This is a genomic window from Nocardia sp. NPDC051787, assembly GCF_040681325.1.
In the GTDB taxonomy this organism is placed as follows: Bacteria; Actinomycetota; Actinomycetes; order Mycobacteriales; family Mycobacteriaceae; genus Nocardia.
The window spans coordinates 195,781-208,604 of sequence record NZ_JBFAYO010000001.1; the positions used below are offsets into that span (position 1 = coordinate 195,781).

The window sequence follows — 12,824 nt, forward strand, 5'->3', positions numbered from 1 at the left end:
GCGATGGGGACGCCCGCGCCGAACGCCACACCACCGGCGGTACCGCTGTTATCGGTACTCGGTGAGACCATCGCGGCGGCGCGCGCCGCGGACCGCAACGATCTGGTCGGCCGCCTCGAGGTGGCGGCCGACCGGGTCCGTGACCCGCGCAGGCGCATCGTCGTCGCCGGGCAACTCGACCAGGGAAAGAGCCGTTTCGTCAACGCGCTGCTGAACCTGGACATCTGCCCGGTGGGCGACGACGCCACCACCACGGTGCCGATGCTGCTGTCGCACGGCCCCGAGCCGCGAGCCGAGCTGGTGCTCGCGGCGCACGGCGACTCCAGCGGCGCGGAGACCAGAGTCGCCGTGCCGATCGCGGAAATCGGTGCGATAGAGCCGCGATCACCGCTCGCGCAGGGGCGGCGGATCGTGCGGCTGGAAGTTCGGATTCCCAATGCGCTGCTCGCCGACGGCATCGTCCTGATCGACACCCCCGGCGTGGGCGGGCACGGCAACGCCCACGCCGCGGGTGTGCTCGGGCTGGTGCCCGCCGCGGACGCGGTGCTGGTGCTGTCGGACGCGTCGACCGAGCTCACCGAGCCGGAACTGGCCTTCCTGCGCCAGGTGCGCGAGCTGTGCCCGACGGTCGCGCTGCTGCTCACCAAGACCGACCTGTACCCGCACTGGCGCCAGGTGCACGAAGCCGACCTGGGCCATCTCGCGCGGGCCCGCCTCGACGTACCGATGATCCCGGTGTCGTCGCTGTTGCGCAGCCACGCGATGCAGTTGCAGGACAGCCAGCTGGGTGTCGAATCCGGGTTCGGCGTGCTCTACCAATTCCTGCGCGACCAGGTCGTGGCACGCGACCAATTGGCCACCCGTGCGGCGGTCGCCCGTGATATCCGCTCCGCCGCGGAACATCTCGCGCTCGCGCTCGGTAGCGAGCTGGTCGCCGTGCGCGATCCGGCCCAAGGCGCGGCGGCGGTGCGTGAGCTGCAATCCGCCCGCGCGGCCGCCGAGGAACTGCACCGCAGAACCGCCACGTGGCAGCAGACCCTCGCCGACGGCATCACCGACCTGGCCGGGGATGTCGACCACGATCTGCGCGACCGCTTGCGTACCATCGCCCGGACCACCGAGGAATGGATCGACGAGCACGATCCCGGCCGGCACTGGGATCGCATCGCCGAACACCTCACCGGCACGGTCGACACCGCGCTCGGGGACAACCTGCTGTGGACCCACGCCCGGGCGATCCAGCTCGCCGAACGGGTCGCCGAGCATTTCTCCGAGGTGGGCGCGGTCGACCTTCCGGACGTGCGGCCCGGCCTGCGCGCCGACACCGGCCGCGCCATCTCGGGCACACTCGCCGACCTGGAACCCGACATCGGCTTCGGCAGCAAGCTGCTCGTCGGCATGCGCGGGTCCTACGGCGGCGTGCTGATGGTGGGGCTGGCCAGTACCTTCGCCGGGCTCGCGCTGCTCAACCCGATCTCGATCGGTGCTGGACTCGTGGTGGGCGGCAAAGCCTTCCGGGACGACAAGCAGGCCAGGCTGGCCAAGCGGCGCAACGAGGCGAAGGCGGCGGTACGCCGCTTCGTCGACGACGTGGCGTTCCAGGCGGGCAAGGAGTCAAAGGATCGTCTGCACCGCATCCACCGTGCGCTGCGCGATCACTACGCCGGTGTCGCCGAGCGCAGCCTTCGCTCGATCGATGAGTCGCTGCGCGGCGCGCAGGAGGCGGCGACCATGGTCACCACCCGCCGCGCCGAGCGTGGCGCACAGCTCGAACAGCAGCTGCGCGTGGTCGCCGAGCTGCGCCGATATGCCGATGCCATGCAGACCGCACTACCGATGGGACCCGCCGGTACGGTAGCTCCGTGATACGTGAAGGTGGCACGGTGCCGAGCATCGTCGCCGAGGCGCATCGGCTGGTCGGAGCGGCGCAGGCGGCGCTGGCAGGCGAACCGCGGCCGCGCGCGCTGCTGGCCGACTGTGCCCGCCGACTGGACCAGCCGTTGCGTGTGGCGCTGGCCGGTTCGATCAAGGCGGGCAAGTCGACACTGTTGAATTCCCTTGTCGGGCAGGACATCGCCCCCACCGATGCGACCGAGTGCACCAGGGTGGTCACGTGGTACCGGTACGGCTCCACCCCGAGCGTGACCGCGTACGCCGCGGATGGCGCCCGCGCGCACGTCGTCGTCCGGCGCGGCAGTGGAACGCACGGGCTGACTTTCGACCTGGATCGGCTCAACTGGAACGCCCCGATGCCACGCGAGGTCGATCACCTCGAGGTCGAATGGCCCGCGGCGGCGCTCGCCCACACCACCATCATCGATACGCCGGGGACCTCGTCGCTGTCGCGGGAGGTGTCCCGGCGCACCGCGCGGCTGTTGACGCCGGGGGAGGACGACGAGCGGGCGGAGCGGGGCATCGCCATCCCGGGCGCCGACGCGGTCGTGTATCTGCTGCGCAGGCTGGACGCGGCGGATGTGTCGTTCCTCGAGCGCGTGGGTGCGGGGACCGCGGCGGCCAACGGTGGTCCGGGCTCGGCAGGTCCGCTCGGCATCGTCGGCGTGGTTTCCCGAGCCGATGAGATCGGCGCCGGCCGGATCGACGCGTTGCACTCGGCGCGGGAGGTCGCGGCGCGTTTCGCCGGGGAACTCGAGCGAACCGGCTTGTGCCAGGCCGTGATCCCGGTCGCGGGGCTGCTCGCGTTCGCCGCGGCGACGTTGCGTCAGCAGGAGTTCGCCGCGTTCGAGACACTGGCGAGCCTGCCCGTCGACGAGCTGAGCGCCGCGCTGCTGTCGGCGGACCGCTTCGCGCGCGCCGACGTTCCGCTGCCGGTGCCGCCGGAACTGCGCGCGCAGCTCGCCGAACGATTCGGCCTGTTCGGTATCCGCATGGCCGTCACCCTGATTCGCCTCGGCGTGCGCGATTCCGCCACGCTCGCCGCCGAATTGACCAGCCGCAGCGGGGTCGACGAACTGCGCTCGGTGCTCGACGTGCAGTTCGGGCAGCGCGCCGATCAGCTCAAGGCCCACTCCGCGCTCACGGCGCTGGCCAGCGTACTCACCGCCTACCCGGGCACACCGGCCGACCGCGTGCTGCCCCGGGTTCGCACGCTGCTCGCGGACGTGCACGGTTTCGCCGAACTACGCCTGCTCGGCCGCTTGCGCACCGATGAACTGGCCTTGCCCGCGGACGATCTCGCCGAGCTGCATCGCCTCATCGGCGGCGCGGGCATCGCGCCCCACCTGCGTCTGGGCCTGCCGATCGACGCGGCGCCCGCGGTGCAGCGCGCCCACGCCGTCGCCGCGGTCCGGAAATGGCGCGCCCGGGCCCGCCATCCCCTCGCCGATCAGTTCACCGTTACCGCCTGCCTCACCGCCGCACGCAGCGCGGAAGGCGCCCTGAGTCTGCTGCCGGAATAACACCTCCTGGCTGGCGCGCCGCGGCACCCACACCCCCTCCCACGGTGGGCTCCGGCGCACCGAGACGCCGGCTGGACGGGTGTTCGCGCGGACGGTGTAGCCGACGTGCCCGCGGGTATGCCGCCGATAGCGAGAGGAGGCCACGATGAGCCAAGAGGATGTCGTACACGAACTGCTCGTCCGGGCGGGCACGGGATACGCCGAGGAAGCCGGTATCACGCTAGAGGACAAACCGTCTGCGCTGTTCCAGCTGCTCATGCTGGCCCAGCTGCTCAGCACCCGGATCTCCGCGGAGATCGCGGTAGCGGCCGCACGGGAGCTGATCGCCAACGGCTACCGCACGCCGCACCGGGTCGCGGACGCGGACTGGCAGGAGCTGGTCGACGCGCTCGGCCGGGCGCACTACCGCCGATACGACGAGAGCACCGCGACCCGCCTGGGCGCCAATGCGTCGCGCTTGCTCGACCGGTACCACGGTGACCTGCGTGAACTCGCCAAGAAGGCGGACAACGACCCGAAACGTGCCGCCGACTTGCTGCAAGAGTTCCAAGGCATCGGCCCGACCGGAAGCGACATCTTCCTGCGTGAGGTCCAGGACATCTGGACGTGGGTGCGGCCCTACTTCGACGAGCGGGCCCTGCGCGGCGCGAAACGGGTCCAGCTGCCGGAAGATCCCGCCCGGCTGGGCGACCTCGCACCGGACCACCACACCGCGGATCTCGCCGCGGCGCTCGTGCGGGTAACGCTGGACGAGAAGATCGCCGACGACGTCCTCGCCTCCGCCCCGTGACGGGGCGAGCGCTCAGACCGGTGTGACGGCGGAACCGCGCGGGTCGATCAGTATCTTCGCGTGCCGGTCCGGGTTGCCGAGCGCGGTGAAGGCGTTCGCCACGCCTTCCAGCCCGACGGTTCCGGTGATCAGCGGGGTCGGATCGACTTTTCCGTCGGCGAGCATGTGCAGGGTGTCGCGGAACTCGCCAGGGTCGTAGCCGAGCACGAACCGCAGTTCGATCTCCTTGTTGATCGCCATCGCGGGATGGAAGCGGTCTGCCTCCATGCACACGCCGACCACGACGACACGCGACAGCGGCGGCGCCGCCGTGAGGATCTGATCGATGATCCCTGGCACGCCCACACATTCGAAGATCACCGGCCCGGCCGGTCCCGCGTTCAGCGTGTGCGCCAGCCGGAAGACATACCACCACGGCAGGCGGGGGACTCGCCGGAGCCGTTCCATGGCGTCGAAACCCAGGCCGAGGATGTCGGTGACGCCCTTGATCCGCCCCTTCTTCGGAGCGGCCTCCCACGGCGATTCGGTCGCCGGATCGACGACGACGTCGGCGCCGCACGCGGTCGCGAGTTCGCGACGGCGCGGCGAGAAATCGCTCGCCACCACGGTGTGCACACCCGCGGCCTTCAGCATGCTGATCACCGCGAGGCCGATCGGCCCGCAGCCGATGACGAAGGCGGTCTGTCCCTTGCCGACCCGGCCCCTGCGCACGGCGTGCCAGGCCACCGCCATCGGCTCGGTCAGCGCGGCATGTTCGGCGGACAAGCCGTTCGGCACCGGGATGGTCATCGATTCCTGGACCACCACCTGTTCGGCATAGCCGCCGGGCGCCGCGGCCGAAAGCCCGACCAGATGCGGTTGCGTGCCGTGCCGCACGATCGGCAGTGCCACGACGGGGGTGCCCGTCTTCCATCGCCTGCGGCAGTCGGGGCCGTAATCGACGATTGTTCCGCTGAATTCATGTCCGAGCACCACGCTCTGCTCCGAGCGCATGAAGTGCTCGTAACCGGTCGCCACCGCCAACTCGGCCAATTCGTCGGCGTGCATACGGGCGTGTAGGTCCGAGCCGCAGATGCCACAGCGCGACACGTCGATCAGCACCTGACCGGTCCCGGGGCGCGGCGCGGGCAGTTCGGTGACCTCGAACTCGGCGGCGGTGACGACGGCGGCCCTCATGGCGACTCCTCGGATCGGCGGCGCGCGGTGAGCGGCCCGCTCAGGCCACCCCGGTCGTCACCCTAGTGCGCGCGGACCGGCCGAGCTGGACCGTCACGCGCCGACCGCGGCTTCCTCGGCCGCGCGGCGGTCATAGGCGTCACGGGCCGAGGCGATTTCGTTCTGATGTGTCTCGGTCCAGGTGACCAGCGCCTTGATCGTGGTGTGCAGGCTCGCGCCGAGCGGGGTGAGCGCGTAGTCCACCCGCGGCGGGATGGTCGGGTATACGCTGCGCCGTACCAGGCCGTCGCGTTCGAGATGTCGCAGGGTCTTGGTGAGCATTCGCTGACTCACACCGTCGATAGCGCGCTTCAGCTCGGTGAACCGCAGGCTGCGCTGGTCCAGCAGCGCGATCACCAGCAGCGACCACTTGTCGGCGACTCGGTCGAGGATCTGGCGCACTTCGCAGTCCACTCTGGTGTCCCACTGCAGGACGTCGTAGTCGGCCTCGGCATCGCCGCAGTGTGTCGTGACTGGCGCGCTGTCGTCCATGGCGCCGATTCTGCCCAGTTCAGCGGTCGACGCGCCATTCGCCTCCCGGTCCGGGAATTATTCGCGTGGGTCGCCCGTTGAGCATGACAACAAGATTGAGTGTGATCGGCTCAAGTTTCGGTTGACTCCCGGCCTCCTGCCGATGCAGGATTGAGTCGACCACGCTCAGTGTTGCTGGGGCCGTGCTCCGTGAGGTGCGAGGGGCGAGGTCTCGCGGCGTCCGTTCCGGGCGCCACAGGGCGGTTGTTCGCCCAGCACCGACACAGATTTGTACGTCAACTAGGAGGAAACACAATGGCTCGTGCGGTCGGAATCGACCTCGGGACCACGAACTCGGTCGTCGCCGTTCTCGAAGGCGGCGAGCCGGTCGTCGTCGCCAACTCGGAAGGATCGCGCACCACCCCGTCGGTCGTCGCGTTCGCGAAGAACGGCGAGGTACTGGTCGGCCAGCCGGCCAAGAACCAGGCCGTCACCAACGTCGACCGCACCATTCGCTCCGTCAAGCGGCACATCGGCACCGACTGGTCGGTGGACATCGACGCCAAGAAGTACACCGCGCAGGAGATCAGCGCGCGCGTGCTGATGAAGCTGAAGCGCGACGCCGAGGCCTACCTCGGTGAGGAGATCACCGACGCGGTTATCACCGTGCCGGCCTACTTCGAGGACTCGCAGCGTCAGGCGACCAAGGAGGCAGGCCAGATCGCGGGCATGAACGTGCTCCGCATCGTCAACGAGCCCACCGCGGCCGCGCTCGCGTACGGCCTGGACAAGGGCGACAAGGAGCAGACCATCCTGGTCTTCGACCTCGGTGGCGGCACTTTCGACGTCTCGCTGCTGGAGATCGGCGAGGGCGTCGTCGAGGTCCGCGCCACCTCCGGTGACAACCACCTCGGTGGCGACGACTGGGACGAGCGGGTCGTCAAGTGGCTGGTCGACAAGTTCAAGGCCAGCTCGGGCATCGACCTGACCAAGGACAAGATGGCCATGCAGCGGCTGCGTGAGGCCGCCGAGAAGGCCAAGATCGAGCTGAGCTCCTCGCAGAGCACCTCGATCAACCTGCCCTACATCACCGTCGACGCGGACAAGAACCCGCTGTTCCTCGACGAACAGCTGACCCGCGCCGAGTTCCAGAAGATCACCTCGGACCTGCTCGACCGCACCCGCGCGCCCTTCCAGTCTGTGATCAAGGACGCGGGCATCAAGGTGTCCGATATCGACCACGTCGTGCTCGTCGGTGGTTCCACCCGCATGCCCGCCGTCACCGACCTGGTGCGCGAGCTGACCGGTGGCAAGGAGCCCAACAAGGGCGTGAACCCGGACGAGGTCGTCGCCGTCGGTGCCGCGCTGCAAGCCGGTGTGCTCAAGGGTGAGGTCAAGGACGTCCTGCTGCTCGACGTGACCCCGCTGTCGCTGGGTATCGAGACCAAGGGCGGCGTCATGACCAAGCTCATCGAGCGCAACACCACCATCCCGACCAAGCGCTCGGAGACCTTCACCACGGCCGACGACAACCAGCCGTCGGTGCAGATCCAGGTGTTCCAGGGTGAGCGCGAGATCGCCTCGCACAACAAGCTGCTCGGCTCCTTCGAGCTGACCGGCATTCCGCCGGCCCCGCGCGGCGTGCCGCAGATCGAGGTCACCTTCGACATCGACGCCAACGGCATCGTGCACGTCACCGCGAAGGACAAGGGCACCGGCAAGGAGAACACGATCAAGATCCAGGACGGCTCCGGCCTGTCCAAGGAGGAGATCGACCGGATGGTCAAGGACGCCGAGGCGCACGCCGCCGAGGACAAGGCCCGCCGCGAGGAGGCCGAGACCCGCAACCAGGCGGAGTCGCTGGTGCACCAGACCGAGAAGTTCATCAAGGAGAACGAGGACAAGGTCCCGGCGGACGTCAAGTCCAAGGTGGAGGCGGCCATCGCCGAGGCGAAGGAGGCCCTGAAGGGCACCGACATCGCGGCGGTCAAGGCGGCCGTGGAGAAGCTGGCGACCGAGTCGCAGGCGCTCGGCCAAGCCATCTACGAGGCCTCGGCCGCGGATGCCGCGGCATCCGGCAACGGCGCGTCGTCGACCGCCGCGTCGGAGGACGAGGTCGTGGACGCCGAAGTTGTGGACGAGCCGGTCGACACGGAGAAGAAGTGAGCGAGGGAAGCACCGAGAAGGAACCGATCACCTTCGTCGACAACCGGAAGATCGACCCGGAAACCGGGGAGATTCGCGAGCCGGCCGCGGAGAACGCCGCGGCCGGCCCGGCCCCGGAGTCGGGCAACGGCGCGGAACCGGGCAACGGCGGGGATGCTCAGGCGCTCGCCGACACTATCAGCGGCGAACTCGCCGAGCGCACCGCGGATCTGCAGCGGCTGACCGCGGAGTACGCGAACTACCGGCGCCGGGTCGAGCGCGACCGCAAGGCCACGATCGACGCCGCCAAGGCGTCGGTGGTCACCGAATTGCTGGGCGTGCTCGACGATCTGGACCGGGCGCGCGCGCACGGCGACCTGGAGTCGGGTCCGCTGAAGTCGGTGGCCGACAAGCTGGCGGCCGCGCTGCTGAAGCAGGGTCTCGAGGAGTTCGGTTCGGAGGGTGAGCCTTTCGACCCGACCCTGCACGAGGCCGTGCAGCATGAGGGTTCCGGCCATGATCCGGTGATCGGCATCGTGATGCGCAAAGGCTATCGCTTCGGCGATAGGGTGCTTCGGCACGCGCTCGTCGGGGTAACCGATGGCGTGGCCGATCTGACGGAAACCGCCGAGGCGGAGAACGCCGATCGGGTGACGGAAGAGGCATCGGACGTTGATGCCGGCGCGAACGACAATTAAGGACGCGAGAGGAGGAGATGCTCGGTGAGCCAACGGGAGTGGATCGAAAAGGACTTCTACAAGGAGCTGGGTGTCTCCTCCACTGCCTCGCAGGACGACATCAAGAAGGCCTACCGCAAGCTCGCACGGGACTTGCACCCCGACGCCAATCCCGGTGATACCAAAGCCGAGGAGCGGTTCAAAACCGTCAGCGAGGCGCATGCCGTGCTGTCGGATCCGGCCAAGCGCAAGGAGTACGACGACACGCGCAAGCTCTTCGCGGGCGGCGGATACACCCGGGGCGGGTTCGGTTCCGGCGCGGGCGGGTTCTCGCAGGAGTTCAACCTCGGGGACATCTTCGGCGGCGCGACCGCCGGCGACGGTGGCCTCGGCGACCTGCTCGGCGGTCTGTTCAACCGGGGCGGTACGCGGACCTCGAGCCGCCCCCGGCGCGGTTCCGACGTGGAGACCGAGACGACCCTCGGCTTCCGGGAGGCGGCTCAGGGCGTCACGGTTCCGCTGCGGATGACCACCCCCTCGCCGTGCACCACGTGTCACGGCAGTGGCGCCAAGCCGGGGACGAGTCCGCGAGTCTGCCCGGTCTGCAATGGAAACGGCGTGGTCAGCCGCAACCAGGGCGCGTTCGGCTTCAGCGAGCCGTGCGACGAGTGCCGGGGCAGCGGGTCGATCATCGACGACCCGTGCGCCGACTGCCGTGGCAGCGGTATCCAGAACCGCACACGCACCATCACGGTGCGGATTCCCCCTGGAGTCGGTGACGGGCAACGAATCCGGCTGGCCGGTCAGGGCGAGGCGGGGCTGCGCGGGGCGCCCTCGGGCGACCTCTACGTTACCGTTCACGTCAGCCAGGACAAGGTCTTCGGCCGTAGCGGCGACGACCTGACCCTGGTGCTTCCGGTCAGCTACAGCGAATTGGTGCTCGGCACCACAGTTTCGGTGCCCACGCTGGAGGGCCGGGTCGGCGTCAAGGTGCCGCCGGGAACGGCCGACGGTCGTATCCTTCGGGTGCGCGGCCGTGGCGTGCCCAAGCGCGGCGGCGGCGCGGGTGACCTGCTGGTGACCGTCAAGGTGGCGGTGCCGCAGAAGCTGGACAGTGACGCCGTCGATGCGCTCGAGCGCTACCAGGAGGCGGAGCGGTCCAGTGGATTCGATCCACGTGCGGGATGGGCGGGTGCGTGATGTCCTCTGAACCGAAGAACGCGTCCGGCGGGTCGCGCGCCGAGTTCTTCATGATCTCGGTGGCGGCCCAGCTGGCCGGCATGCATGCGCAGACGCTGCGCACGTATGACCGTCTGGGGCTGGTGACGCCGCAACGCACTTCGGGCGGCGGGCGGCGCTACTCGGCCAGGGATGTGGAGCTGCTGCGCGAGGTGCAGCGGCTGTCCCAGGACGAGGGCGTCAACCTCGCGGGCATCAAGCGCATCATCGAACTGACCAATCAGGTGGAGGAGCTGCGCCAGCAGGTCGCCGAGCTGTCGGCGGAGCTGGAGCGGATGCGGGCGGGGTACCGTCCCGATCTCTCGCCTCCGCAACGCAGTACCGCGCTGGTCGTCTGGCAGCCGCGCAATCGCCGCGACGACAGCCGGCACCGACGGTAACGGCACACCATCAGGCCCCTGGCCTCCGGTCGCGCATCGCGATCCGAGTCCGGGGGCCTTGTCGTTCCTGGTGTAGCCGCCGCTCAATTTGCTGACGGTAAACCACGATATGTTCGACGTACGTTGTACAAATCGCGCCATTTCCGTGTCGAGTCACCTGGGCTTTTTCGCTATAGATTGGTCGACGGTATCGGCGGCGTCCGGATGTTCCGCGATCAGATTGGCAGGTTCAATGTTGCCCTGCGGTCGCTGGAACAGACCGATCGGGACGGAATTTCCCAAGGGGGCCTTGGCAATTCGGCGGGAATCCGACCGATTTTGCGCCAGATCTGCCGTCTTGCAGTCGGTTTCTCTGGCGTGTCTCGCTTTAGGCCCTCGTTTTGCCGAAATTGCACGCGGGAGGTTCCATCGAAAGATTCCGTAGCTGGCAAACCTCGCCTACACTCCTTGCCATCGGCTGCTGTCGAGTGGCCCCGCAGCACCTCACTCGCCGGCACGGTTCGTGTACGAGTGCGAAATGAGGTTGTGATATCAATGGATTCGCGCACTGTCGCTTTGATCAGGACTACATTCAAGGCGGTTGCTGCGGAGGATGGGGGACCGGAGAAACTGGCAAGATCGTTCTACGCGATCTTGTTCACCGATTACCCGCACGTCCGCGATTTCTTTCCGGCCGCGATGGACTCCCAGCGCGATCGCCTGGTCAAGGCGATCTCCTATGCGCTGGACCGGTTGGAGGAGCCCGACAAGCTCCTGCCCTTCCTAGCCCAGTTGGGCAGGGACCACCGCAAATACGGCGTGCAGCCCGCGCACTACACCGCCGTGGCCACCGCGTTGAAGACGGCCGTCAAGGTGTTCGCGGGGACCGAGATGTGGACCGACGAGGTCGACCGGGCCTGGGACGAGGGCCTGAAGATCATCTCCGACACCATGATCGGCGCGGCGGAGAAGGAGACCACGCCGCCGGTGTGGACGGGCACCGTCGTCGAGCGGCGCGAGGTGCTGCGCAACCTGCTCATCGTCCGGCTGCAGCTCGACCAGCCGATGCGCTACGCCGCCGGCCAGTACCTGAGCGTGCAGATCCCGTCGCGGCCGCGCATGTGGCGCTACCTTTCACCCGCCGTGCCCGCGAACGCCAACGGTGAGATCGAATTCCACGTCCGCGGCGTGCTCGGCGGCTGGGTCAGTTCGGCCATCGTCGGCCAGACCGCAGTCGGCGACCAGTGGCTGCTCGGCTCCCCGCTCGGTGGACTCGGTATCCCGCGCAACACCAAGCGCAAGATGCTGATGGTCGGCTGCGGCACCGGCCTCGCGCCGCTGCGCGCGCAGCTCATGGCGATGGCGCAGCGGCGAACCAATCCCAAGGTGCACTTGTTCGTCGGGGGCCACCATCCGTGCGACCTCTACGACCTGGACACGTTGAACGACTTGGCGGTGGCCAACCGCTGGCTCACCGTCACGCCGGTGACCGAACACGAGGACAATCCGTGGTGGCACGTGGAACCCGACGAGCCGCGCGGCCCGTGGCCCGCCCTGGAACCGCGGGTGACCGGGCAGATCGGCAAGGTCGTCGCGAGCTTCGGCGCCTGGGCCGACCGCGACGTGCAGATCGTCGGTTCGCCCTCGATGGTGCAGACGACGAAGTTCCGCCTCATGGCGGCAGGGACGCTGGCCAAGAACATCCGGCACGACCCGCTATTTTGAGTCCGGGGCGCCGGGCCGTTTCAGAGTCCTTCGAATTGGATCAGTTCCGCCGGTGTGCCGGTTTCGAGCAAGCGCTCGACGGTGGTCTGGACCATCGCGGGGGAGCCGCAGACCAGCACTTGGTGGTTCAGGAACGCGCCGTGCGAGCCGACCACGTCGGCGAGCGTGCCGTACAGCAGGTCGTCGGGTGGGAAGCCGATGTCGACGCGGGACTGCTCGTACCACTCGTCCGCCCAGTCCGGGTCCTCCGGGCTTTCCACCACGGGAATCACGGTGAGCCAAGGCAATTCGCCGGCCAGCAGGTACAGCATGTCCTCGGCGTACAGGTCGCGTGGGTATCGCCCGCCGACAAACAGATAAGTGCGCGGCGGCTCCGGCTTACGAGCCAGGTCGAGGATCTGCGCGCGCATCGGCGCCAATCCCGTGCCGCCTGCGATCATGACTACCTCGGCGCCGTCCGGGTCCACCCAGAACCCGCCGAGCGGGGCGCCGATCCGCCACTCGTCGCCCGGCTGGGTGTCGGCCACGATCGCGCCGCTGCACCAGCCGCCCGGCACCGTGCGCACGTGGAACTCCAATTTGCCGTCCAGCGAGGGCGGCAGCGCCGGGGAGAGCCTGCGCCGCACATCGGGGTGCTGCGGCACCCGCACCTCGACAGACTGGCCCGCGGCGAACGGCACGAACTCGCCGATCAACCGGATCACCGCGAGGTCGTGCCGCAGCCGATGATGGCCGACTACGGTCGAGGTCCACTCCGGCGCCTCATGCGAACCGTTGCCGAGCATGC

General features: G+C 68.7%; 11 protein-coding genes. 8 read left to right on the forward strand and 3 right to left on the reverse strand.

Annotated features, from left to right (window positions below):
- Positions 1-3: 3 nt before the first annotated feature.
- The 3 genes from AB0M45_RS00895 to AB0M45_RS00905 all read left to right on the forward strand — a co-directional run bounded on the left by AB0M45_RS00895 (position 4) and on the right by AB0M45_RS00905 (position 4,206).
- Positions 4-1,866 (forward strand): dynamin family protein, encoded by a 1,863-nt coding sequence (locus tag AB0M45_RS00895; RefSeq protein WP_364321123.1) that lies wholly within the window; start codon positions 4-6, stop codon positions 1,864-1,866.
- Positions 1,863-3,416 (forward strand): dynamin family protein, encoded by a 1,554-nt coding sequence (locus tag AB0M45_RS00900; RefSeq protein ID WP_364321126.1) that lies wholly within the window; start codon positions 1,863-1,865, stop codon positions 3,414-3,416. The genes AB0M45_RS00895 and AB0M45_RS00900 overlap by 4 nt, the downstream gene beginning before the upstream one ends.
- 145 nt (positions 3,417-3,561) lie before the next feature.
- Positions 3,562-4,206: an endonuclease gene (locus AB0M45_RS00905; RefSeq protein WP_364321129.1), complete on the forward strand. Its 645-nt coding sequence runs from the start codon at positions 3,562-3,564 to the stop codon at positions 4,204-4,206.
- A 12-nt stretch (positions 4,207-4,218) separates the two neighbouring features.
- Here the strand turns inward: AB0M45_RS00905 and AB0M45_RS00910 are convergent, their stop codons facing one another.
- Positions 4,219-5,382 (reverse strand): zinc-binding dehydrogenase, encoded by a 1,164-nt coding sequence (locus AB0M45_RS00910; protein WP_364321132.1) that lies wholly within the window; start codon positions 5,380-5,382, stop codon positions 4,219-4,221.
- 93 nt (positions 5,383-5,475) lie between these two features.
- Complete coding sequence (locus AB0M45_RS00915) at positions 5,476-5,913, reverse strand: helix-turn-helix domain-containing protein (RefSeq protein ID WP_364321135.1); 438 nt, start codon at positions 5,911-5,913, stop codon at positions 5,476-5,478.
- Positions 5,914-6,207: 294 nt separating this feature from the next.
- Here AB0M45_RS00915 and dnaK point away from each other — a divergent pair, with 294 nt between their 5' ends.
- The 5 genes from dnaK to AB0M45_RS00940 all read left to right on the forward strand — a co-directional run bounded on the left by dnaK (position 6,208) and on the right by AB0M45_RS00940 (position 12,037).
- Positions 6,208-8,058, forward strand: a complete 1,851-nt coding sequence (gene dnaK / locus AB0M45_RS00920) for a molecular chaperone DnaK (RefSeq protein WP_364321138.1) — start codon at positions 6,208-6,210, stop codon at positions 8,056-8,058.
- Positions 8,055-8,735: a nucleotide exchange factor GrpE gene (grpE, locus tag AB0M45_RS00925; protein ID WP_364321141.1), complete on the forward strand. Its 681-nt coding sequence runs from the start codon at positions 8,055-8,057 to the stop codon at positions 8,733-8,735. Before dnaK ends, grpE begins: the two co-directional genes overlap by 4 nt.
- A 24-nt stretch (positions 8,736-8,759) precedes the next feature.
- The gene (dnaJ, locus tag AB0M45_RS00930) at positions 8,760-9,914 is read left to right on the forward strand and encodes a molecular chaperone DnaJ (protein WP_364321144.1); all 1,155 of its coding nucleotides are present in this window, start codon (positions 8,760-8,762) and stop codon (positions 9,912-9,914) included.
- Positions 9,914-10,333, forward strand: a complete 420-nt coding sequence (locus tag AB0M45_RS00935) for a helix-turn-helix transcriptional regulator (RefSeq protein WP_040784612.1) — start codon at positions 9,914-9,916, stop codon at positions 10,331-10,333. Before dnaJ ends, AB0M45_RS00935 begins: the two co-directional genes overlap by 1 nt.
- Positions 10,334-10,867: 534 nt before the next feature.
- Complete coding sequence (locus AB0M45_RS00940; protein WP_364321148.1) at positions 10,868-12,037, forward strand: globin domain-containing protein; 1,170 nt, start codon at positions 10,868-10,870, stop codon at positions 12,035-12,037.
- Between the two features lie 20 nt (positions 12,038-12,057).
- On the opposite strand, the gene AB0M45_RS00945 is transcribed toward AB0M45_RS00940, so the two are convergent.
- Positions 12,058-12,822, reverse strand: coding sequence for an FAD-binding oxidoreductase (locus tag AB0M45_RS00945; RefSeq protein WP_364321753.1), 765 nt, complete (start codon positions 12,820-12,822; stop codon positions 12,058-12,060).
- Positions 12,823-12,824: the final 2 nt, after the last annotated feature.

Excerpts from the sequence above, each read along its gene's own strand:
- AB0M45_RS00940 (WP_364321148.1), top strand. The coding sequence starts at position 10,868 with ATGGATTCGCGCACTGTCGCTTTGATCAGGACTACATTCAAGGCGGTT.
- AB0M45_RS00915 (WP_364321135.1), bottom strand. The coding sequence starts at position 5,913 with ATGGACGACAGCGCGCCAGTCACGACACACTGCGGCGATGCCGAGGCC.
- AB0M45_RS00945 (WP_364321753.1), bottom strand. The coding sequence starts at position 12,822 with ATGCTCGGCAACGGTTCGCATGAGGCGCCGGAGTGGACCTCGACCGTA.
- AB0M45_RS00935 (WP_040784612.1), top strand. The coding sequence starts at position 9,914 with ATGTCCTCTGAACCGAAGAACGCGTCCGGCGGGTCGCGCGCCGAGTTC.
- AB0M45_RS00910 (WP_364321132.1), bottom strand. The coding sequence starts at position 5,382 with ATGAGGGCCGCCGTCGTCACCGCCGCCGAGTTCGAGGTCACCGAACTG.
- dnaK (WP_364321138.1), top strand. The coding sequence starts at position 6,208 with ATGGCTCGTGCGGTCGGAATCGACCTCGGGACCACGAACTCGGTCGTC.
- AB0M45_RS00905 (WP_364321129.1), top strand. The coding sequence starts at position 3,562 with ATGAGCCAAGAGGATGTCGTACACGAACTGCTCGTCCGGGCGGGCACG.
- AB0M45_RS00895 (WP_364321123.1), top strand. The coding sequence starts at position 4 with ATGGGGACGCCCGCGCCGAACGCCACACCACCGGCGGTACCGCTGTTA.